Annotated in this window: 23 protein-coding genes; 13 read left to right on the top strand and 10 right to left on the bottom strand. The window is 60.4% G+C overall.

Features of this window, described 5'->3' with window-relative positions; translation table 11 throughout:
• The first annotated feature begins 68 nt into the window (after nt 1–68).
• Together dinF and ACJ8KE_RS16440 are read left to right on the top strand one after the other, a co-directional pair.
• Nucleotides 69–1406: an MATE family efflux transporter DinF gene (gene dinF / locus ACJ8KE_RS16435; RefSeq protein WP_016930275.1), complete on the top strand. Its 1338-nt coding sequence runs from the start codon at nt 69–71 to the stop codon at nt 1404–1406.
• A gap of 314 nt (nt 1407–1720) precedes the next feature.
• Nucleotides 1721–1930 carry a CsbD family protein gene (locus tag ACJ8KE_RS16440; protein ID WP_004936743.1) on the top strand — a complete coding sequence of 70 codons (210 nt, stop codon included), beginning with the start codon at nt 1721–1723 and terminating at the stop codon, nt 1928–1930.
• A gap of 101 nt (nt 1931–2031) precedes the next feature.
• On the opposite strand, the gene zur is transcribed toward ACJ8KE_RS16440, so the two are convergent.
• On the bottom strand, nt 2032–2544 hold the full coding sequence (gene zur / locus ACJ8KE_RS16445; RefSeq protein ID WP_015379223.1) for a zinc uptake transcriptional repressor Zur: 513 nt from the start codon (nt 2542–2544) through the stop codon (nt 2032–2034).
• A gap of 245 nt (nt 2545–2789) precedes the next feature.
• Between zur and ACJ8KE_RS16450 the strand changes: the two genes are divergently transcribed.
• Nucleotides 2790–3362, top strand: coding sequence for a sugar O-acetyltransferase (locus ACJ8KE_RS16450; protein WP_033639268.1), 573 nt, complete (start codon nt 2790–2792; stop codon nt 3360–3362).
• Between the two features lie 30 nt (nt 3363–3392).
• Here the strand turns inward: ACJ8KE_RS16450 and ACJ8KE_RS16455 are convergent, their stop codons facing one another.
• Nucleotides 3393–3938, bottom strand: a complete 546-nt coding sequence (locus ACJ8KE_RS16455) for an RNA polymerase sigma factor (RefSeq protein ID WP_176062602.1) — start codon at nt 3936–3938, stop codon at nt 3393–3395.
• 18 nt (nt 3939–3956) lie between these two features.
• Nucleotides 3957–4490 carry a tetratricopeptide repeat protein gene (locus tag ACJ8KE_RS16460; protein ID WP_033639270.1) on the bottom strand — a complete coding sequence of 178 codons (534 nt, stop codon included), beginning with the start codon at nt 4488–4490 and terminating at the stop codon, nt 3957–3959.
• 202 nt (nt 4491–4692) lie between these two features.
• On the opposite strand from ACJ8KE_RS16460, the gene dusA reads away from it, so the two are divergent.
• Together dusA and pspG are read left to right on the top strand one after the other, a co-directional pair.
• Entirely contained in the window at nt 4693–5703 is a 1011-nt protein-coding gene (gene dusA, locus ACJ8KE_RS16465; protein WP_016930271.1) for a tRNA dihydrouridine(20/20a) synthase DusA, read from the top strand.
• Nucleotides 5704–5860: 157 nt separating this feature from the next.
• On the top strand, nt 5861–6079 hold the full coding sequence (gene pspG / locus ACJ8KE_RS16470) for an envelope stress response protein PspG (protein ID WP_016930270.1): 219 nt from the start codon (nt 5861–5863) through the stop codon (nt 6077–6079).
• Nucleotides 6080–6379: 300 nt separating this feature from the next.
• On the opposite strand, the gene ACJ8KE_RS16475 is transcribed toward pspG, so the two are convergent.
• A complete protein-coding gene (locus ACJ8KE_RS16475) occupies nt 6380–7363 on the bottom strand; it encodes a quinone oxidoreductase (protein ID WP_274985095.1) in 984 nt (327 codons plus the stop codon).
• 173 nt (nt 7364–7536) lie between these two features.
• On the opposite strand from ACJ8KE_RS16475, the gene dnaB reads away from it, so the two are divergent.
• Both dnaB and alr read left to right on the top strand, forming a co-directional pair.
• On the top strand, nt 7537–8961 hold the full coding sequence (gene dnaB, locus ACJ8KE_RS16480; protein ID WP_025160134.1) for a replicative DNA helicase: 1425 nt from the start codon (nt 7537–7539) through the stop codon (nt 8959–8961).
• Nucleotides 8962–8978: 17 nt separating this feature from the next.
• The gene (gene alr, locus ACJ8KE_RS16485) at nt 8979–10058 is read left to right on the top strand and encodes an alanine racemase (RefSeq protein WP_306376980.1); all 1080 of its coding nucleotides are present in this window, start codon (nt 8979–8981) and stop codon (nt 10056–10058) included.
• A gap of 44 nt (nt 10059–10102) precedes the next feature.
• Here alr and ACJ8KE_RS16490 read toward each other — a convergent pair whose 3' ends face one another.
• The gene (locus ACJ8KE_RS16490; RefSeq protein WP_033639274.1) at nt 10103–10870 is read right to left on the bottom strand and encodes a transporter substrate-binding domain-containing protein; all 768 of its coding nucleotides are present in this window, start codon (nt 10868–10870) and stop codon (nt 10103–10105) included.
• Between the two features lie 215 nt (nt 10871–11085).
• Between ACJ8KE_RS16490 and ACJ8KE_RS16495 the strand changes: the two genes are divergently transcribed.
• The 5 genes from ACJ8KE_RS16495 to maa all read left to right on the top strand — a co-directional run bounded on the left by ACJ8KE_RS16495 (nt 11086) and on the right by maa (nt 14436).
• The gene (locus ACJ8KE_RS16495) at nt 11086–11553 is read left to right on the top strand and encodes an Lrp/AsnC family transcriptional regulator (RefSeq protein WP_016930266.1); all 468 of its coding nucleotides are present in this window, start codon (nt 11086–11088) and stop codon (nt 11551–11553) included.
• A gap of 82 nt (nt 11554–11635) precedes the next feature.
• Nucleotides 11636–12829: an amino acid aminotransferase gene (locus tag ACJ8KE_RS16500; protein ID WP_016930265.1), complete on the top strand. Its 1194-nt coding sequence runs from the start codon at nt 11636–11638 to the stop codon at nt 12827–12829.
• A gap of 125 nt (nt 12830–12954) precedes the next feature.
• Nucleotides 12955–13371, top strand: a complete 417-nt coding sequence (locus tag ACJ8KE_RS16505; protein ID WP_103687525.1) for a secondary thiamine-phosphate synthase enzyme YjbQ — start codon at nt 12955–12957, stop codon at nt 13369–13371.
• 4 nt (nt 13372–13375) lie between these two features.
• Nucleotides 13376–13729, top strand: a complete 354-nt coding sequence (locus tag ACJ8KE_RS16510) for an MmcQ/YjbR family DNA-binding protein (RefSeq protein ID WP_016930263.1) — start codon at nt 13376–13378, stop codon at nt 13727–13729.
• A gap of 149 nt (nt 13730–13878) precedes the next feature.
• Nucleotides 13879–14436: a maltose O-acetyltransferase gene (gene maa / locus ACJ8KE_RS16515; RefSeq protein ID WP_016930262.1), complete on the top strand. Its 558-nt coding sequence runs from the start codon at nt 13879–13881 to the stop codon at nt 14434–14436.
• 31 nt (nt 14437–14467) lie between these two features.
• Here maa and ACJ8KE_RS16520 read toward each other — a convergent pair whose 3' ends face one another.
• Together ACJ8KE_RS16520 and uvrA are read right to left on the bottom strand one after the other, a co-directional pair.
• Nucleotides 14468–15520 (bottom strand): NAD(P)-dependent alcohol dehydrogenase, encoded by a 1053-nt coding sequence (locus ACJ8KE_RS16520; RefSeq protein WP_016930261.1) that lies wholly within the window; start codon nt 15518–15520, stop codon nt 14468–14470.
• 229 nt (nt 15521–15749) lie between these two features.
• A complete protein-coding gene (gene uvrA / locus ACJ8KE_RS16525; RefSeq protein ID WP_442517316.1) occupies nt 15750–18578 on the bottom strand; it encodes an excinuclease ABC subunit UvrA in 2829 nt (942 codons plus the stop codon).
• Between the two features lie 277 nt (nt 18579–18855).
• Between uvrA and ssb1 the strand changes: the two genes are divergently transcribed.
• Nucleotides 18856–19386: a single-stranded DNA-binding protein SSB1 gene (ssb1, locus tag ACJ8KE_RS16530; protein WP_004936793.1), complete on the top strand. Its 531-nt coding sequence runs from the start codon at nt 18856–18858 to the stop codon at nt 19384–19386.
• 86 nt (nt 19387–19472) lie between these two features.
• On the opposite strand, the gene ACJ8KE_RS16535 is transcribed toward ssb1, so the two are convergent.
• From ACJ8KE_RS16535 to ACJ8KE_RS16545, 3 genes are all read right to left on the bottom strand, one after another.
• On the bottom strand, nt 19473–20429 hold the full coding sequence (locus ACJ8KE_RS16535; RefSeq protein ID WP_049189118.1) for a cyclase family protein: 957 nt from the start codon (nt 20427–20429) through the stop codon (nt 19473–19475).
• A 220-nt stretch (nt 20430–20649) separates the two neighbouring features.
• Nucleotides 20650–20862 carry a DUF1471 domain-containing protein gene (locus tag ACJ8KE_RS16540; RefSeq protein WP_004936800.1) on the bottom strand — a complete coding sequence of 71 codons (213 nt, stop codon included), beginning with the start codon at nt 20860–20862 and terminating at the stop codon, nt 20650–20652.
• Between the two features lie 233 nt (nt 20863–21095).
• Nucleotides 21096–21845 (bottom strand): 3-oxoacyl-ACP reductase family protein, encoded by a 750-nt coding sequence (locus tag ACJ8KE_RS16545; protein WP_016930260.1) that lies wholly within the window; start codon nt 21843–21845, stop codon nt 21096–21098.
• Nucleotides 21846–21945 lie beyond the last annotated feature (100 nt).

The raw sequence follows: 21945 nt of genomic DNA on the forward strand, positions 1-21945 counted from the left end.
GCCCCTGTTTTGGGGCGTTTTTGTTTCTGACTTCGCCCTTTGTCACTCAGTCACAGGAACATCCCATCATGCGCCTGATTTCCGCCTTCACCAGCGACACCGATAAAGCCCTGTGGCGTCTCGCCCTGCCGATGATCTTCTCCAATATTACCGTGCCGCTGCTCGGGCTGGTGGACACCGCGGTGATAGGCCACCTCGACAGCCCGATCTACCTGGGGGGCGTGGCGATCGGCGCGGTGGCGACCAGCTTCCTCTTCATGCTGCTGTTATTCCTGCGCATGAGCACCACCGGCCTCGCGGCGCAAGCGCTGGGGGCACAGAACCCGCAAGCGCTGGCGCGCGCCTTTATGCAACCGCTGCTGCTGGCGCTGTTGGCCGGGGGGGCGATCGTCCTGTTGCGCTACCCGCTGATCGAACTGGCGCTGCGGATCGTCGGCGGCGATGGCGAGGTGCTGGAACAGGCGCGGCGTTTTCTTGAGATCCGCTGGTTGAGCGCGCCGGCGGCGCTGGCCAACCTGGTGCTGCTGGGCTGGCTGCTCGGCGTGCAGTACGTGCGGGCGCCGGTGATCCTGCTGATCGTCGGCAACCTGCTGAACATCGTGCTGGATATCTGGCTGGTGATGGGCCTGGGCTGGAACGTGCGGGGGGCGGCGGCGGCAACCGCCATCGCCGAATACGCTACGCTGCTGCTCGGCCTGTGGTTGGCGTGGCGGGTGATGCGCCTGCGCGGTATTACCCTGCAGATGCTGCGCCAGGCCTGGCGTGGCGATCTGCGTCGCCTGCTGGCGCTCAACCGCGACATCATGCTGCGTTCACTGTTGCTGCAACTGTGCTTTGCGTCGTTGACCATTTTCGGCGCTCGCCTGGGAAGCGAGGTGGTGGCGGTCAATGCGGTATTGATGAATCTGCTGACGTTCACCGCCTATGCGCTCGACGGTTTTGCTTATGCGGTGGAGGCTCATTCGGGCCACGCCTACGGCGCCCGGGACGACAGCCAACTGCGCAAGGTGTGGCACGCGGCCTGCAGGCAGGCAGGGCTGGTCGCGTTGGCCTTCGGCCTGGCGTATGCCGTTACCGGCCAGCAGATCGTGGCGGCATTGACCTCTTTGCCGGAACTGCGTGCGTTGGCCGCCCATTATTTACCCTGGCAGGTCATTCTGCCGCTGGTCGGGGTGTGGTGCTATTTGCTGGACGGCATGTTTATCGGCGCCACGCGCGGCGCTGAGATGCGTAACAGCATGGCGGTGGCCGCTGCGGGATACGGTCTGGCGCTGTTCAGCGTGCCGCTGCTAGGCAACCACGGGCTCTGGCTGGCGCTGGCGGTGTTTCTGGCGCTGCGCGGCCTGGCGTTGGGCTGGATTTGGCACCGTCATCAGGTGCGCGGCAGTTGGTTTGCTGCACGCTAGGTCGAACGCTTTGTTGGGTTATTTATTAATTTATCTTATGTTTTGCTCATATTTGCTTACATGTTTTTAGTCCAGATTCGTTCGCGTTAGCTCGTTGTTTGTTGGCGTTTTTTGTTTTTATTGTGTTTTTTAATGGTTTTTTATTCTGCAAACTGGCTTTTTTATTTCCATTTTTAACTAGAATGAATCATGTGGCTGGTAAATGAAGGGGAGCGTTGCTTCTTAAGGTGAAGGGAGCATCAGCCAGAAAAGTTTCTGGTTAACCCCGGCCGGCGACAGGGATCACTGATTCACCACAGGTTAACGGAGAGACTATGAATAAAGATCAAGCCGACGGTAACTGGAAGCAGCTGAAAGGCAAAGTGAAAGAGAAATGGGGCAAGCTGACCGATGACGATCTGACGGTCATCGAAGGGAAACGCGAACAGCTGGTCGGCAAAATCCAGGAGCGCTACGGTTACCAGAAAGAGGCGGCCGAAAAAGAGGTGAAAGCCTGGGAAGATCACACCAAACACCGCTGGTAATCTGCAGGGCCGCCATTGAAGGCGGCTTGCACAGCGCAGGCCGGCGTCGCTCCATCCTCTGGCGCTCCGGCCGCAGGTACAGGGAGGTACCTGATTTTGTCTTACTTCTTCTTGATGGCGATGCTGTGATCGTGTTCGGCGCAGTCATGCTTGCTGTCGCAAGCTTCAACTTCCACGCAGCCGGCGCACAGACCGTGCGCTTCCACTACGCTGTGCCGCAGCGCAAATCCGGCCTCCTGAGCCAGCTTTTGCAGCGTTTCCTCTACGCCTTCAGTGGTGCGTTCGGTCACCTGGCCGCAGCGGTCGCAGATAAACAGCGCGGACGTATGCATCGGCTGTTCGAAGTGGTGGCACAGCACGTAGCTGTTGGCGGACTCCACCCTATGGATAAACCCTTGCTCCAGCAGAAAATCCAGCGCGCGGTAGACCGTCGGCGGCTTGGCCTGCGGTTCGGCGACGCGCAGCAGATCGAGCAGGTCGTAAGCGCTGATTGCACCGGGTTGCTGAGTCATCAGACGCAGCACTTCCAGCCGTTGCGGCGTCAATCGCACATTGCGTTGCTGGCAGAGGCGTTCCGCCTGCGCCAGCAGCTTTTCCTGGGTGGTTGAGTTCATCGCAAATATCCCGGTACGTAAAAAAGCCGATTTTACCATGATTACGGCGAATCGCCGAGAGTTGCCCCCTTTTCCCCTGAGGATAGCGCAGAGAAAGGCGCGCTGAGCGCGCTAAAAGAGAGATGCATCACAACTTTTCCCCTCCGCCGGACGGCAAATCAACGTTGCCGGTTTTAGCGCTGGAGAGCGGGGGACGAGAGCGGTATAACGCGCTTCATCCGCGTGATAAGCAGGAGCCTTGTGTGATGACGGAAAGAGAGAAGCTGTTAAGCGGCCTGGAGTACAACAGCCGCGATGAAGAACTGATCGCCCTGTACCATCGAGCCAGGGCGTTGACCAAAAGCCTGGAGGCACTGGATTCGCATCAGGCGGACGAGAAAAATCGCCTGCTCGGCGAGCTGTTCGGCAGCTGGGGTGAGGCGAGCTGGATCGAAACGCCATTCTGGTGCGACTACGGGCAGCATGTCCGCATCGGCAAAAACTGTTTTATCAACGTCAATGCGGTGTTCCTCGACTGCAACACCATCACCATCGGCGACAACACGCTGATCGGCCCCAACGTGCAAATCTACACGCCGAGTCATCCGCTGAAGGCCGGTGAACGCTTTACCGGCGATCCGGCTTTTCCTTTCCGCACCTCGGCGCAGCCGGTGTCCATCGGCAGCAACGTGTGGATCGGCGGCAACGTGGTGATCCTGCCGGGAGTGACCATCGGCGATGGCACGACTATCGGCGCGGGCAGCATCGTCACCGGCGACATTCCGGCCAATGTGTTGGCGCTGGGGCAGCCGTGCCGGGTTATCCGCGCGTTGGAATAGGGCGCTGAATACGAATCGGCGGCCAGCGGTTTATCGGCGAGTGCGGGGCAAAGGGGGAGGAGGGGGCTTCTTATGGTGCGAATCGTCGTTTGGCAACTGGCGGTCATCGGCCAAGGCCTGACGTGCGGCCGCAAGGCGGCTCATGACGGTGCCGATTGGCACCGCCAGCACTTTCGCCGCTTCCCGGTAGGACAGCCCTTCGACATACACCAAAAACAGCGCGTTGCGCTGGGCCGCCGGCAGCCGGCTTACGCGCCGCATCACTTCATTGAGCCAGACTGGCTGTTCACCGTTGTCCGCATCGCCAAGCTCTTCCGCCGCCATGCAGCCTTGCCCCTGGCGAAGATGCTGGGCGCGAACTTCATTGAGCCAGATGGAGTGCAGGATGGAAAACAACCAGCGATCCAGGTGAGAACCGGGGGTGAATTGCGCGGCGCGTTCCAGCGCACGCACGCAGGTCGCCTGCACCAGATCGTCGGCGATATCCCGCCGGTGCGAAAGCACCAGCGCATAGCGCCACAGGCGGGAGAGATAGTGGCCGAGTTCATCGCGTATCGCATCGCCGCTGATAGTCACCTCCGCAGGCGCGTCGGATCAAGATTCCGGGTGGCGGTCGATGGCTGCCGCCAAATCACGGTACTCCTCGCACCCGGTGCCGCACAGCGACTGGATCACCTGCAGCTGTTGGCGCGCCAGGTCGGGCCGCCCTTTCAGCATATAGGCTTCCCCCAGGTACTCGCGCACTTTGGGGTATTTCGGATCGAGGGCGACTGATTTTAAATAATAGCCGATACCCTCATCGGTGCGGCCAAGTTTGCGCGTGGCGTAGCCGCGATAATTCAGTGCGACGGCGGTGTTGGGATTTTTCAGCGTGTTGAGCATATCGATCGCTTCCTGATAGCGGCCGCTTTTCGCCAGTGCATAGGCATAGTTAGTACGGTCGGCGTCGTCGACTTTGCTGCTTTTATCCACCGTGCAGGTCTGGGTTTTACTGTCATAGACCTGGCCTTTCGGACAGGTCGGCGGGGTTTGGCCGCTGCCGTCGCCGCCCATCGCCAGCGCCCCGCCGGAAAACAGCAGGCAGCCGGCAATGGTCGATGCCAGCAGGCGTTTAATGAAGCTGTTCATGGTTGTGTCCTCAAGGCAGAGGCGCCGTGCGCGCCCGTAATGAGATAACACCTGAACGCGTGAATTTATTCGCCTTACTCCCGCTTATTTACGCCGCCGGCAAGGCGGTTTTCCCAACGGCGCCGATTGTCGTTATAATAGCCGTTTGCGGCCGCGCGCCGTTCGTTGAACCCAGACAGACTCAGGTAGCCAGTAACTCAGCATGACGAAAGACAACCACGCCCCAACCTACGCCGCCAATCGCTTCTCCATCGCGCCAATGCTCGACTGGACCGATCGTCATTGCCGTTACTTCCACCGCCTGCTGACCAAGGAAACGCTGCTGTACACCGAAATGGTGACCACCGGCGCGATCATACACGGCAAGGGTGACTACCTGGCCTACAGCGAAGAAGAGCATCCTGTGGCGCTGCAGCTGGGCGGCAGCGATCCGGTCGCGCTGGCGCACTGCGCCAAACTGGCGGAGCAGCGCGGTTATGACGAGATTAACCTCAACGTCGGCTGTCCGTCCGATCGCGTGCAAAACGGCATGTTCGGCGCCTGCCTGATGGGCCAGGCGACGCTGGTCGCCGACTGCATCAAGGCGATGCGCGACGTCGTATCGATACCGGTGACGGTGAAGACCCGCATCGGCATCGACGATCAGGACAGCTACGCCTTCCTGTGCGACTTTATCCAGACCGTCGCCGGGCGCGGCGAGTGCGACATGTTCACTATCCACGCTCGCAAAGCCTGGCTCTCCGGCCTCAGCCCGAAAGAGAACCGCGAAGTGCCGCCGCTGGACTACCCGCGCGTTTATCAGTTGAAGCGGGATTTCCCGGCGCTGACCATCGCCATCAACGGTGGAGTGAAAACGCTGGAAGAGGCGCAACAGCACCTGCAGCATCTGGACGGCGTGATGATGGGGCGCGAGGCGTACCAGAATCCGGGCATCCTGGCGCGGGTCGACAGCGAACTGTTCGGCGCGCAGACCGCGGTGCCGGACAGCGTGGCGATCGTCGAAGCGCTGTATCCGTATATTGAGCGCGAGCTGTCCAACGGCACCTATCTCGGCCACATCACCCGCCACATCCTCGGTTTGTTCCAGGGTGTGCCGGGCGCGCGCCAGTGGCGTCGCCACCTGAGCGAGAACGCCCACAAGCCGGGCGCCGATGCGCGGGTGGTGGAGCAGGCGCTGGCGTTGGTGCGTCAGCCGCGCGTCGAAATGGCGTAACCCACAAAAAGTTTGACCAACAGTTAGTCTTTTTCGCCAGGCATTCGGCGTGTTGCCGGATGTCTGCCCCGTTTTTTCAATAGGTTAGCCCTTCCGCCATTCTGGCACGCTTCTTGTAATCCACTCTGCAGATACGTTGAGTTGCAAAGGAGCAATCATGTTGGAAATCTTCTTTCTCATTGGCTTTGTGGTGATGCTGATGGTGACCGGCATCTCGCTGCTGGGGATCTTCGCTGCGCTGTTGGCGGCGGCGGCGTTCATGCTGTTGGGTGGGTTGTTCGCGGTGGTGATTAAGCTGTTGCCGTGGTTGATTTTGGCGGTGGTTGGGGTATGGATTTACCGTTCGATGCAGAAACCCCAGATCCGGCGTTACTGATTTTTTGCCGAATAATCAGTCAGTCGCGATGAAACTTGCATAACTGCCCGCCACGCTAATGCGGCAGCGATCACAGCTTGGCAGTTTTACCCGGCGATGTGGCACATAAAGCGTGTTTTTTGCCGGACGGGGCTGCTAGGATGTTGGTCGATGCAGTGATGCGACCGATTTCATCACCGTGAGAGACAACCAAAATTCGTGTTGCTGAAGCAACCCCCGGTCTCTGGCGGACTCTGCTCTACCCCTACAAAACGCAGTAACAGAAAGGGCTCCGCAAGGAGCCCTTTTCTTTTGCCGCGATCAGGGGATCAGCAGACTGGAGCCACTGGTGCTGCGGCTTTCCAATACTTGGTGTGCCCACTGGGCGTCGGCCAGCGCGAATTTCTGCTCGTCTTTCACTTCCACCCGAATGGCGCCGCTGCCGATCAGGGAGAACAGCTCGTTGCTGGCGTACTGCAGCTCGGCGCGGTTGGTGATGTAGCCGTTGAGGGAAGGGCGGGTGACGTACAGCGAGCCCTTCTGATTCAGCAGCGCCAGATCGACGCCGGTCACCGGGCCGGAGGCGTTGCCGAAGCTCACCATCAGGCCGCGCCGCTTCAGGCTGTTGAGCGAGGCCAGCCAGGTGCTTTTACCCACCGAATCGTACACCACGCCGACCTTCTCGCCCTGCGTCAGCTCGGCCACCCGCTGGGCGATATCCTCTTTGTGGTAGTTGATGGTGGCCCAGGCGCCGGCCTGTTTCGCCAGCGCGGCCTTCTCGTCGGAACCGACGCTGCCGATCAGGCGCGCACCCAGCGCTTTCGCCCACTGGCAGGCGATCAGCCCGACGCCGCCGGACGCGGCATGGAACAGGAACACTTCACCCGGTTGCACGTCATAGGTCTGGCGCAGCAGGTAGTATACCGTCAGCCCTTTGAGTAAAGAGGCTGCACCCTGTTCAAAACTCAGGTTGTCCGGCAGCAGCGCCACGCGTTCTGCCGAGACGTTGTGGATCTCGCTGTAGGCGCCGAGCGCCGATTGCGCATACACCACCCGGTCGCCCGGTTTGAGGAAGCTGACCCCGGCGCCGACCTTGGTCACCACGCCGGCCGCCTCGGTGCCGAGGCCGCTCGGCAGGCTCGCCGGCGCATACAGGCCGCTGCGTACATAGGTATCGATGTAGTTGATGCCGATCGCCTTGTTCTCGATCTGCACTTCGCCGGCAGCCGGATCGAGCGGTGTAAAATCAACGTATTGCAAGACTTCCGGCCCGCCGGTGGCGGAGAATTGAATGCGCTTGGCCATGTTCTACCCTCATTTGGTTATCTGAATTCACCCTATGCCTTTTGGCTGCGGAGATCTAGCCTGCCCGTGCGCCGGCCTGTGGCAATTATGCGGCGGAATCGTGCGGAAAAATCACGTATACTCTTGCGTCAGCAGCCTCACCCTCATTCGCAACCGGATAAAGACTACGTTTCATGGCAGGAAAAAAACCAACCAACAAAACAAACGCGGACGAAACCAGAGAGCGTTCCAGAGATCGTCAGATGGAAGGGCTGAAGATGCCGCCGCACTCGCTGGAGGCAGAACAGTCGGTGTTGGGCGGTTTGATGCTGGATAACGAGCGCTGGGACAACGTGGCGGAGCGCGTGGTCGCCAACGACTTCTTCAGCCGCCCGCACCGCCTGATCTTTACCGAGATGCAGCGTCTGCTGGAGATGAGCAAGCCGATCGACCTCATCACCCTGTCCGAATCGCTCGAGCAGAAGGGCGAGCTGGACTCGGTCGGCGGCTTCGCCTACCTGGCCGAGCTGTCGAAAAACACCCCGAGCGCCGCCAACATCGGCGCCTACGCGGACATCGTGCGCGAGCGCGCGGTGGTGCGCGAAATGATCTCGGTGGCTAACGAAATCGCCGACGCCGGCTACGATCCGCAGGGGCGCAGCAGCGAAGACCTGCTCGATCTGGCGGAATCCCGCGTGTTCCAAATCGCCGAGAACCGCGCCAGCAAAGACGAAGGCCCGAAGGGCATCGAGCGCATCCTGGAAGACACCGTGTCGCGCATCGAGCAGCTGTATCAGCAGCCGCACGACGGCGTGACCGGGGTTGATACCGGCTATCAGGACCTCAACAAGAAAACCGCGGGCATGCAAAAGTCCGATCTGATCATCGTCGCCGCCCGTCCTTCGATGGGGAAAACCACCTTCGCCATGAACCTGTGCGAAAACGCCGCGATGACCCAGGAAAAACCGGTGCTGATCTTCAGCCTGGAGATGCCTGGCGAGCAGATCATGATGCGTATGCTGGCGTCGCTGTCGCGCGTGGATCAGACGCGCATCCGTACCGGCCAGCTCGACGACGAGGACTGGGCGCGCATTTCCAGCACCATGGGCATCCTGCTGGAGAAGCGCAACATGTACATCGACGACTCCTCCGGCCTGACGCCGACCGAAGTGCGCTCGCGCGCGCGGCGTATTTTCCGCGAGCACGACGGGCTTAGCCTTATCATGATCGACTACCTGCAGTTGATGCGCGTGCCGGCCCTATCCGACAACCGTACGCTGGAGATCGCCGAGATTTCGCGCTCGCTGAAGGCGCTGGCGAAAGAGCTGCAGGTGCCGGTGGTGGCGCTGTCGCAGCTGAACCGAAGCCTGGAGCAGCGCGCCGACAAACGCCCGGTCAACTCCGACTTGCGTGAATCCGGTTCTATCGAGCAGGATGCCGACCTGATTATGTTCATCTATCGTGATGAGGTGTATCACGAGAACAGCGATCTGAAAGGGATCGCGGAAATTATTATCGGTAAGCAGCGTAACGGCCCCATCGGCACCGTGCGCCTTACCTTTAACGGCCAGTGGTCGCGTTTCGACAACTACGCGGGGCCACAATACGATGACGAATAATCAGCTAAGGAACTGAAATGAAAGCGGCAACCGCTGTAATCGACCGCCGCGCTCTGCGACATAATCTGCAACAGGTGCGCCGCCAGGCGCCGCAAAGCCGCCTGATTGCCGTTGTGAAAGCAAACGCTTATGGACATGGCCTGCTGGAAACAGCACACACCCTGCAAGACGCCGACTGCTACGGCGTGGCGCGCATCGGCGAGGCGCTGATGCTGCGTTCCGGCGGCATCGTCAAACCGATCCTGCTGCTGGAAGGTTTCTTCTGTGCCGAAGACCTGCCGGTGCTGGTGGCGAACAACATCGAAACCGCGGTGCACTGCATCGAACAGCTCGAAGCGCTGGAGCAGGCCGAACTGGCGCGCCCGGTGCCGGTGTGGATGAAGCTCGATACCGGCATGCATCGGCTGGGGGTGCGTCCCGAACAGGCGGAAGCGTTTTATCAGCGCCTGTGCGCCTGCCGCAACGTGGCGCAGCCGGTCAATATCATGAGCCACTTCAGCCGCGCCGATGAGCCGGAGTCCGACGCCACCCTGGAACAGATCGCCTGCTTCGAGCAGTTCGCGCGCGGCAAACCGGGCCAGCGTTCGGTCGCCGCCTCCGGCGGCACGCTGCTGTGGCCGGACGCCCACAACGAGTGGGTACGTCCCGGCATCATTCTGTACGGCGTGTCGCCGCTGGATAACGGCAGCGGCGCCGAGCATGGTCTGCAGCCGGCGATGACCCTGAAATCCAGCCTGATCGCGGTGCGCGAGCACAAGGCCGGCGAAGCGGTCGGCTACGGCGGCACCTGGGTAAGTCCGCGCGATACCCGGCTGGGCGTGGTGGCGATGGGATACGGCGACGGTTACCCGCGCAGCGCGCCGACCGGCACGCCGATCCTGATCAACGGCCGTGAAGTGCCGATCGTCGGCCGGGTGTCGATGGACATGATTTCGGTCGATCTCGGGCCGGATGCCGCCGATAAGGTGGGGGATGAAGCGGTGCTGTGGGGGCCTGCGTTGCCGGTCGAGCGTATCGCCGCCTGCACCGGCATCAGCGCTTATGAACTGATCACCAAGCTCACGCAGCGCGTGGCGATGGAATACATCGGCGACTGATGCGCCGCAGGGGCCGACGCGCGTCGGCCCCGTTTCTCAGCGCGTTACTTCTTTACCGCCAACCACTTGTCGATAATTTTCTGATACTCGCCGGTCGCCTTGGCCAGGTGCAGCCACTGATCCACATACAGTTTCCAGCTCAGATCGTCGCGCGGCAGCATGTAAGCCTTCTCGCCGTACTGCATCGGTTTGGTCGGATTCACCGCGCACAGCTTCGGATAGCGCTTTTGTTGGTACAACGCCTCGGAGGCGTCGGTGATCATCACGTCCGCCTTGCGATCCACCAACTGCTGGAAAATGCTCATGTTGTCGTGCGTCAGCGTCAGTTTGGCCTTCGGCAGATAGGCGTGCACGAAGGCTTCATTGGTGCCGCCCGCCGGTTCCAACAGACGCACCGACGGTTTGTTGATCTGTTCTATCGTGCGGTATTTCTTCACGTCGGTGCAGCGCACCAGCGGGATTTTGCCGTCGGTATCCAGCTTGTCGGCGAAGAACACCTGCTTTTGCCGCTCCAGCGTGACGGAGATGCCGCCCATGGCGATGTCGCACTTGCCGCCGACGAAGTCCGGGGTCAGGGTTTTCCAGCTGGTTTTCACCCACTTCACCTTGGCGCCCAGGCTCTTCGCCAGCGATTCCGCCATGTCGATATCGATGCCTTCATAGCCGCCGTCTTCCTTGAGGAAGGTATAGGGCTTGTAGTCGCCGGTGGTGCAGACCTCAAGGGTCTTCTGCTGCAGCACCTTGTCCAGGTGGGATTGCGCACCGGCGCCGCCGGCGGCGAGCAGCAGCGCGAGGGGGAGAAGCTTTTTCATCTGGCGTCCTTTTTATACATTCGTGGTTTTATGCGTTACTTCGCCGTTAATTGTCGTTTGCCTGCATGAGTTAGCCGTTTTTTATGCCGCTTACCGGCGAAAACGCCGGGCGTTGCTGCTGTACGCGATTCAAACGCCAGGGTGTGACGTCGGCAACGGTAAAAAAACTGGTAGGCTGTAACGTCAACATTTATTAACACAGTTTACAGGTGGCTATGTACAACATTGACGATTTTGATATGAAAATCCTGACGCTGTTACAGGCCAACGGCCGTCTGACCAATCAGGAACTGAGCGAGTTGGTGGGGCTTTCCGCTTCCCAGTGCTCACGGCGGCGCATCAGCCTGGAGCAGGCGCAGCTGATCCGCGGTTACCACGCGCGGCTGGCGCCGGAGGCGGTCGGCCTGGGGCTGGTGGGGCTGATCGAAGTCAGCCTGATCACGCACGCGCAGGAGCAGATCGACAGCTTTCATCAGATGCTGGAGGACGTGGACGCGATCCTCGACGCTTACAAGACCACCGGCGACGCCGATTACCTGCTGAAAGTGGCGGTGGCTGACCTGCCGGCGCTGAGCGAATTCATCAGCCAGACGCTGTCGCCGCACAAAAGCGTGGCGCATATCAAAACGGCGGTGGTGCTCAATCGCATCAAGGAAAACGGTTTGTTGCCGGTGACGAGATAAAGCTAAAACCGAATGCGCTTTTCCGTCTATATTAGGAACGTAACGCTGTGCCCAAACCACAATAAACCAGGAGAAAAACCCCGTGTTCCAGAACGTTGACGCCTATGCCGGCGATCCCATTCTGTCGCTGATGGAAAAATTCAAACAAGACCCGCGTGCGCACAAGGTGAACCTGAGTATCGGCCTGTACTACGATGCGCAGGGCATCATTCCGCAGATGCGGGCGGTCGCTGCGGCGGAAGCGCAGTTGAACAGCGTCGAGCATGGCGCCTCGGTATACCTGCCGATGGAAGGGCTGCAACCCTACCGTTCCGCTATCCAGCAGTTGCTGTTCGGCGCGCAGCACCCGATGCTGCAGCAGGGGCGCATCGCCACCATTCAGACCGTCGGCGGTTCCGGCGCGTTGAAAGTGGGCGCCGACTTCCTGAAAACCTATTTCCCGGATTCGCAGGTGTGGGTCAGCGATCCGACCTGGGAAAACCACGTCGCCATCTTCAGCGGCGCCGGTTTCAAAGTGAATACCTACCCGTATTTCGACAGCGAAAGCCTGGGCGTGAAGTTCGACGCCATGCTCGCTGCGCTGAAACAGCTGCCGAAGCACAGCATCGCGCTGCTGCACCCGTGCTGCCACAACCCGACCGGTTCCGACCTGACCCCCGCCCAGTGGGATGAGGTGGTCAAGGTGATCGCCGAGCGTGAAATCATTCCATTCCTCGATATCGCCTATCAGGGCTTCGGCGGCGGCATGGAGCAAGACGCCTACGCCATTCGCGCCATCGCGGCGGCCGGCCTGCCGTGCCTGGTGAGCAACTCGTTCTCGAAGATTTTCTCGCTGTACGGCGAGCGCGTCGGCGGCCTGTCGGTGGTGTGCGAAAGCGAAGAGGCGGCCGGGCGCGTGCTGGGCCAGCTGAAGGCCACCGTGCGCCGCAACTACTCAAGCCCGCCAAACTTCGGCGCGCAGCTGGTGGCCAAGGTGCTGAACGACGCCCAGCTCAAAACCCAGTGGCTGGACGAAGTGGAGAGCATGCGCACCCGCATTCTCGAAATGCGCCACGCGCTGGTGGACACCCTGAAGAGCGCGCTGCCGCAGCGCAACTTTGACTACCTGTTGGCGCAGCGCGGTATGTTCAGCTACACCGGCTTCAGCGCGGCGCAGGTCGATCGCTTGCGTGAAGAGTTCGGCGTCTACCTGATCCACAGCGGCCGCATGTGCGTGGCCGGCCTGAACCACAACAACGTGCGTCAGGTGGCCGAGGCGTTTGCCGCGGTGCAGTAACGCCTGTTAGTCTGAACGGACGTTCATCGGGAGCGATAGCGATATCGCTCCTTTTTTATTGCCGGCGCGCCGCCGAAGTTGCCGCAAACCGGAGAGAGAATATACTGATTGAGGGGCGCTCACTCATGTGGCATCAGCAAACGCTAATCCTCAGCGCAAAAGCGCGTGGCTTTCATCTGGTTACCGACGAGATCACCAACCAGTTAACCCACTTACACCGCCTGCAAACTGGCTTGCTGCATCTGTTGCTGCAGCACACCTCGGCCTCGCTGACGCTCAACGAGAACTGCGATCCCACGGTGCGAGCCGATATGGAGCAGCATTTCCTGCGTCAGGTGCCGGACAACGCACCCTATCAGCATGACTACGAAGGGCCGGACGACATGCCGGCGCACATCAAATCCTCGCTGCTGGGCGCTTCCTTGACGCTGCCCGTCAGGCATGGGCGGCTGATGTTGGGCACATGGCAGGGCATCTGGCTGGGGGAGCACCGCATCCACGGCGGAGCACGCCGTATTGTGGCCACATTACAGGGGGAATAACCCAATGAATAACAGCGCATTGCTGGAGTACTGCATGGCGAAGCCGGGCGCGGAGCAGAGCGACCAGAACCAGTGGCAGGCCAGCCAGATCAAGGTGGGCGACGTGATGTTCGCCATGGTGTGCGAGATCGAAGGGCGGCCGGCGCTGGCGGTCAAGTCCAGCCCGGAGCTGGCGGAAAGCCTGCGTGAACACCATCCGGAGATCGTCGCCTGCGACGGCCTGAACAAGGCGCACTGGAATACGGTGTTTCTCGACGGCAACCTGCCGAACTCGCAGTTTTACACGCTGATCGACAGCTCCTATCAGCTGGTGGTGGAAGGCCTGCCCGAACACGTGCGCCAGGAACTGCGCGCCTGATAGCCGGGCGGCGGCGCCCGTTTTTCTCCTGTTTTCCCGTGTTAAATCGTGATCGCGGTTTTAAATTGGGAACGTTCCCGTTTTGTCGCCAGGCAAAAGCGGCTACGCTTGGGCATTCAAGAAACGCGGATAAGATTAAGGAGGCCGACATGGCCATGAGCGAAGAAAAGCGCAAGATGATCGCCGGGGAACTGTACGACGCCGGCGACGACCTGCTGCGCAGCGAACGTCGGCGCGCGCGCCAGTTGACGCATCGCTATAACCACTCCTCGCCGGAAGAGGGTGAGCTGCGCAAACAGTGGCTGGGTGAGCTGCTGGGCGGCTATCAGGGCGGCACCATCGAGCCGACCTTCCGCTGCGACTACGGCTATAACATTTATCTCGGCAAGAATTTCTACGCCAATTTCGACTGCGTGATCCTCGACGTGTGCGAGGTGCATATCGGCGACAACTGCCTGCTGGCGCCGGGCGTGCATATTTACACCGCGACCCATCCGCTGGACGCCGAGACCCGCGTCGGCGGCGCGGAGTTCGGTAAGACTGTCAGGATTGGCGACAATGTGTGGATCGGCGGGCGCGCGGTGATCAATCCGGGGGTGACCATCGGCGATAATGCGGTCGTGGCCTCCGGCGCGGTAGTGACCAAAGACGTGCCGGCCAACTGCGTGGTGGGCGGCAACCCGGCCAGGGTCATCAAGCAGCTATAAAAAAACGGGCGCCGCCGGGCGCCCGCCGTCATCAGGCTCGCAGCGAGTCGATATCCACCACGAAGCGGTACTTCACATCGCTTTTCAGCATGCGCTCATAGGCCTCATTAATTTGCTGCATCGGGATCAGCTCGATATCGGACGTGATGCCGTGTTGGCCGCAGAAGTCCAGCATCTCTTGCGTTTCCGCGATGCCACCGATCAGCGAACCGGCGATGCGGCGGCGCTTCATGATCAGGTTGAACACCTGCGGCGACGGATGATCGTGCTCCGGCGCGCCGACCAGCGTCAGGGTGCCGTCGCGGCGCAGCAAGTTGAGGAACGGGTTCAGATCGTGCTGAGCCGCTACCGTGTTGAGGATGAAGTCGAAGCTATTAACGTGCTGCGCCATCTCATCCGGGTTGCGCGAAATCACCACTTCATGGGCGCCGAGGCGCTTGGCGTCTTCGATTTTCGACGGCGAGGTGGTGAACAGCACCACGTGCGCGCCCATCGCCCGCGCCAGTTTGACGCCCATGTGCCCCAGCCCGCCGAGGCCGACGATGCCGACCTTTTTGCCTGGCCCCGCGCCCCACTGGCGCAGCGGCGAATAGGTGGTGATGCCGGCGCACAGCAGCGGCGCGACCCCGGCCGGATCAAGGTTTTCCGGCACGCGCAGCACGAAGTCCTGATCCACCACCAGATTGGTGGAGTAGCCGCCGTAGGTTACGGCGCCGGTGTGGCGATCCTGGCCGTTATAGGTGCCGGTAAAGCCGTTCTCGCAATACTGTTCCAGCCCCTCATCGCAGCTCGGGCAGCTGCGGCAGGAATCCACCATGCAACCGACGCCGACCAGATCGCCGACCCGGTAACGCGAGACATGGTCGCCGACGGCGCTAACGCGGCCGACGATTTCGTGGCCCGGCACCACCGGGTAAATCGTATTGCTCCATTCATTGCGCGCCTGGTGCAGATCCGAGTGGCAGACGCCGCAGAACAACACCTGAATTTGCACATCGTGGTCGCGCAGGGCGCGCGGCTGGTAATCGAAAGGCACCAGCGCAGACTTCGCGTCATGCGCGGCATAGGCATGGGTAATGTTCATGGTCGCTCCAGTTATCAATGTATGGGGGACAACGTTTGACCGGCAGCGAAGTGCCGGCGAGACGCGGCCTGAATCAGACAGGGCGGCCGCCGAGGGAACATTGATGATAAAAGCGGTGAGTGCGGAGGGAAATGCCTGAAAATGTCGAAATCTTGCCCGTTTCTGTTTGATTGCGGGGAAACGGGTCAGCGTGCGGACCGCCTGAGCGACGGCCCGCACGCCGGCGGCATTACTGGTTCAACAGCGGCTTCAGGAAGCGTGCGGTGTGCGATTTCTCACAATCGGCCACCGTTTCCGGCGTGCCGGCGACCAGGATCTCGCCGCCGCCGCTGCCGCCTTCCGGCCCCAGATCGACGATCCAGTCGGCGGTCTTGATCACATCCAGGTTATGCTCGATGACCACGATGGTATTGCCCTGATCGCGCAACTGATGCAGCACCGCCAACAGCTGTTGGATATCGGCGAAGTGCAGACCGGTGGTCGGTTCGTCGAGGATATACAGCGTTTGGCCAGTGCCGCGCTTTGACAGTTCGCGCGCCAGCTTGACGCGCTGCGCTTCACCGCCGGAGAGCGTGGTGGCCGACTGGCCGAGGCGGATGTAGGACAGGCCGACATCCATCAGGGTCTGCAGCTTGCGCGCCAGCGCCGGCACCGCGTCGAAGAAATCGCGCGCTTCTTCGATGGTCATCTCCAGCACTTCGTGGATGCTCTTGCCCTTGTACTTCACTTCCAGCGTTTCGCGGTTATAACGCTTGCCCTTGCACTGGTCGCACGGCACGTAGATGTCCGGCAGGAAGTGCATCTCGACCTTGATCACCCCGTCGCCCTGGCAGGCTTCACAGCGCCCGCCCTTGACGTTGAAGCTGAAGCGGCCCGGCGTGTAACCGCGGCTGCGCGATTCCGGCACACCGGCGAACAGCTCGCGCACCGGGGTGAAGATGCCGGTGTAGGTGGCCGGGTTGGAGCGCGGCGTGCGGCCGATCGGGCTCTGATCGATGTCGATCACCTTGTCGAAATGCTCCAGGCCGGTCACTTCGCGGAACGGCGCCGGTTCGGCGATGGTGGCGCCGTTGAGCTGGCGCTGGGCGATCGGGAACAGCGTATCGTTGATCAGCGTCGATTTGCCGGAACCGGAAACGCCGGTGATGCAGGTAAACAGACCGACCGGCAGCGTCAGCGTCACGTCTTTCAGGTTGTTGCCGCGCGCGCCGCTCAGCTTCAGCACCTTGGTCGGATCGGCCTGCACGCGCTGCGCGGGGATGGCGATCTCGCGCTTGCCGCTGAGGAACTGGCCGGTCAGCGATTCCGGCTGCGCCATGATGTCGTCGACGGTGCCTTCCGCCACCACCTGGCCGCCGTGTACGCCGGCGCCGGGGCCGATGTCGATCACGTGATCGGCGGCGCGGATGGCGTCTTCGTCATGCTCCACCACGATCACCGTGTTGCCGAGGTTGCGCAGGTGGATCAGCGTTTCCAGCAGGCGCTCGTTGTCGCGCTGGTGCAGGCCGATCGACGGCTCATCCAGCACGTACATCACGCCCACCAGGCCGGCGCCGATCTGGCTGGCCAAACGGATTCGCTGCGCTTCGCCGCCGGAGAGCGTCTCCGCCGAGCGAGACAGTGACAGGTAGTTCAGGCCGACGTTCACCAGGAATTTCAGGCGGTCACCGATCTCTTTCAGCACTTTCTCGGCGATCTTGGCGCGCTGGCCGCTGAGCTTCATGTTCTGGAAGAAGGTCATCGCATGGCCGATGCTCAGATCGGAGATCTCCGGCAGCGTGGTGTCTTCGACGAACACGTTGCGCGCTTCTTCACGCAGGCGAGTGCCGTGGCACGAGGCGCAAGGGCGGTTGCTGATGAACTTCGCCAGCTCTTCGCGCACCGCGCTGGACTCGGTCTCTTTATAGCGGCGCTCCATGTTGTGCAGCACGCCTTCGAACGGATGGCGGCGCACGGTGGTGTCACCGCGATCGTTGATGTATTTGAATTCTATCGACTCTTTGCCGGAGCCGCTCAGCACCGCCTTCTGCACGTTGGCGCTGAGGGTGTTGAATGGCGCTTCGACGTCGAACTCATAGTGCTCCGCCAGCGAGCGCAGCATCTGGAAATAGTAGAAGTTGCGGCGATCCCAGCCGCGGATCGCGCCGCCGGCCAGCGACAGCTCGGGGTTTTGCACCACGCGATCCGGATCGAAGAACTGCTGCACGCCCAGGCCGTCGCAGGTCGGGCAGGCGCCGGCCGGGTTGTTGAAGGAAAACAGGCGCGGTTCCAGCTCGCGCATGCTGTAGCCGCAGATCGGGCAGGCGAAGTTGGCGGAGAACAGCAGCTCGTCCGCTTTTTCGTCGTCCATGTCCGCCACCACCGCGGTGCCGCCGGACAGCTCCAGCGCGGTTTCGAACGACTCGGCCAGGCGCTGCGCCATGTCGTCGCGCACCTTGAAACGGTCGACCACCACTTCGATGGTGTGTTTCTTCTGCAGCTCCAGCTTCGGCGGATCGGACAGATCGCACACTTCGCCGTCGATGCGCGCGCGGATATAGCCCTGGGCGGCCAGGTTTTCCAACGTTTTGGTGTGCTCGCCCTTGCGGTCTTTCACCACCGGCGCCAGCAGCATCAGGCGCTTGCCTTCCGGCTGGCTCAGCACGTTATCGACCATTTGGCTGACGTTTTGCGCCGCCAGCGGCACATGGTGGTCCGGGCAGCGCGGCTCGCCGACGCGGGCGAACAGCAGGCGCAGGTAGTCGTGGATCTCGGTAATGGTGCCGACCGTGGATCGCGGGTTGTGCGAGGTGGATTTCTGCTCGATGGAGATCGCCGGCGACAGGCCTTCGATATGATCGACGTCCGGTTTTTCCATCAGCGACAGGAACTGGCGCGCATAGGCGGAGAGTGATTCGACATAGCGCCGCTGCCCTTCGGCGTACAGCGTATCGAAAGCCAGCGAAGACTTGCCGGAACCGGACAGGCCGGTGACGACGATCAGTTTGTCACGCGGGATGATCAGGTTGATGTTTTTCAGATTATGGGTTCGAGCACCACGAACTTCGATATTGTCCATTTACACTTCCCGTCTTGATGATACACCGCGCCTGTCGCGATTTTTGCGGGGGATTTTGTGATGGATCTCGCAAAAAACCGGCACAGCCTGGTCGAAACGCATAATTATGACACAAAAAAACCTGAATGAATATCCAGTATGCGAATGCAACAAGGCCGATCGAAAAGACAATTCTGGAATGCAATTCGCACTTATCAACACGGGTGTGGTTTCGCACTCAGCGTGGTAAACTGACGCGTTTATACTGTGTAGAAATCAATCATCGGGAGAAGTGCTCATGGCCAGCAGAGGCGTAAACAAAGTAATTCTGGTCGGGAATCTGGGTCAGGATCCAGAAGTCCGTTACATGCCGAACGGCGGCGCAGTGGCCAACATTACCCTGGCGACCTCCGAAAGCTGGCGTGACAAGGCGACCGGCGAACAGAAAGAGAAGACCGAATGGCACCGCGTCGTGCTGTTCGGCAAACTGGCCGAAGTGGCGGGCGAATACCTGCGTAAAGGCTCTCAGGTCTACATCGAAGGCTCCCTGCAGACCCGTAAATGGCAGGATCAGAGCGGCCAGGATCGCTACACCACCGAGATCGTGGTTAACGTCGGCGGCACCATGCAGATGCTGGGCGGCCGTCAGGGCGGCGGCGCACCGGCAGGTCAATCTGCCGGCGGCCAGGGCGGTTGGGGCCAGCCTCAGCAGCCACAGGGCGGCAACCAGTTCAGCGGCGGCCAGCAGCAGTCTCGCCCGGCGCAGAACAGCGCACCGGCGACCAGCAACGAACCACCAATGGATTTCGACGACGATATTCCGTTCTAAGCCTGGCGACAACGCTAAAAAAAACCCCGCTCAGGCGGGGTTTTTTGTGCTCGTTAGCCGCTGATTTTCTGCGGCGGTGTCGCCAATCAGTAAATTGCTACCGGGTTGATGTTGACCTGGGTTGAACCGACATACAGCGGTTGCCCCAGTACGAACAGGAATTCCCAGGTTTTCGTGCGCACCAGTGGGCGGCTGTCGATCAGCTCCAGGTTATAGACGCCGCGTTTGGCCAGCAGGTACTGGTTGACCGGGAACTCTTCGTCATTTTTCGGGTTGGGGTAAACTTCGGAGGCCCAGGTATCACCGCCGAAGGCCACGATGCCTTGGTCGGCCAACCATTTCGCCGCTTCCATGCCGATGCCCGGTTCAACTTCCAGGAACTTTTTATTGTCTTTGCCAATCAGCTCCAGCCAACCGGTATTGAACAAGACAACGTCGCCTTTGCGTAAACTGATGCCCTGCTTTTTAAGCACCGCTTGAATATCCGCAACGGAAAATTCGGTGCCGCCCGGAACGATCGCTTTATTATAATAAGCCGTCATATCGAGCACCACGCCGCGTGTGACCATGGGCGGCACTTTTTCCACGCCCAATTTTTTCACGCCATCTACGGTGACGAAGTCCGCCGCCTTATTGCCGTTATAATAAACGTTGTCGATGCCGATATGGCCAATGCCATTCAACTGGGTGCCGACGCCGGTCCAGGCATTCACCAATTCATCATTAAAGGTGAATTTATTTGGGCCAAGCGTTTTACCGTCCTGCTGACCAGGCTGAATATTATATAAGCGGAAGCTGCGGTGGCGGAACGCCGGGAAATCTTTATCGACGGGCACCGCCAATGGCAATGTCTTGCCTTGTTTTACCAACTGCACAGACTGTAATACGACCTCTGGCGTGAGCAGGTTGGCTGCGCCGATTTCGTCTTTTGCGCCGTAAACGGAAGGATACCAGTCTGACGACTGCGCGGCGGATTCTGCGGCGTGCGTGGGCACTGCGGCCAGCAAGGGCAGCAAGAGGGAGAGGCGATACAATGATTTCATCAGTGACTCATCCTTATAACGGAGTATTGCAGGGTGAATGAAAATGAGCCTCCGGAAATTGGCGGCGTGAGGCCGCCGAATAATAACCGGTGGAGAAAGAGGCTCATTTTTAGTACGCGGGTGCTTTAGCGTAATGCTTTATAACGCGTGGTAAATAACCACCCGACGATGACTTCCTTATGCGGAAATAAATAACGCCGTGCGAGCGGCGTCATTGATATTATTTTTTCAGCTCTGCACTCATGGTGACGAAATTGCCCATGTAGGCGCTGGTGATTTTGTAGCCGCTTGCGCCGGCCTCTTGCGCTTTTTTAGCGATGAGGGCTTCGGTGGAGTCCAGCGTTCTGCCGGTTGCTGTCACGCTTTCTGCCGCGGCGTTAAACGACAGCATGGAAAACAGAGCGAGTGAAATAACGGTGGTCATGGTTTTCATATCTTTATCCTGTGTTCGAAGGTTCGAAAAATAAGGGTGTCCGGTACGACACGATGGAGCGAAGGATAAAGACGTCGGCCTGGTGAATAAATAACAGAATCGTCAATAAACTATTCCATTTTTGCGCATAAACTAATTCTATTATTGTCTTTGAAGGCGAATATGCCGTGCGAGGTGGGGAGCGGTGTCGTCGGCGAGCGAATGAAAAAAAGCCCCTTGCGGGGCTTTGAGCGCTACGCCGAGAAGCCGCCGTCGATGCTCAGACTGGCGCCGGTGATATAACCCGCCTGCGGGCCCGCCAGGTAGGCGACGAAACCGGCGATCTCTTCATCTTTGCCGTAACGGCCGATCGCCATCAGCTGCTTGAGCTGATCGGCAAACTCGCCGGCGTCCGGGTTCATCTCGGTATCCACCGGGCCGGGCTGCACGTTATTGACGGTGATGCCGCGTGGGCCGAGATCGCGCGCCATGCCCTTGGTCAACCCGACCAGCGCCGATTTGCTCATCGCGTACACCGCCGCGCCGCCGAACGGCACGCGCTCGGCGTTGGTGCTGCCGATGTGGATGATTCGGCCGCCGTCGTTCATGTGGCGCGCCGCCTCCTGGCTGGCGACGAATACGCTGCGCACATTGACCGCCAGCATGCGATCCAGGTCGTCCAGCGCCAGTTCCTCGGTGCCGCCCAGCGTAAATACCCCGGCGTTGTTCACCAGAATATCCAGGTTGCCGAAGTGACTCACCGCCTGGCGAACCGCCTGCTGCAGCGCCGCCGCATCGGCGCTGTCGGCCTTGATGGCGAGGACTTTGCCGCCGGCGGCGGTCACGGCGCTCGCCACCGCTTCGGCGCGATCGGCCGAGGCGGCGTAGGTAAAGGCGACGGCGGCGCCCTCGCTCGCCAAGCGTTTAACGATGGCGGCGCCGATGCCGCGGGAACCGCCCTGAACGAATGCGACTTTGCCTTGCAGTGGGAGTGCTGTGGTCATGTTATTTCTCCAAAGTGGGTGAGGGTAAGGCGTTATTCCCAGTATCGGTGAAATGTCCGGCGGCCACTGTTCACAAAGAGCTTTGCCTGCTCACAACGAG

The organism is Serratia sp. CY56464 (assembly GCF_052168435.1).
Lineage (GTDB): Bacteria > Pseudomonadota > Gammaproteobacteria > Enterobacterales > Enterobacteriaceae > Serratia > Serratia marcescens.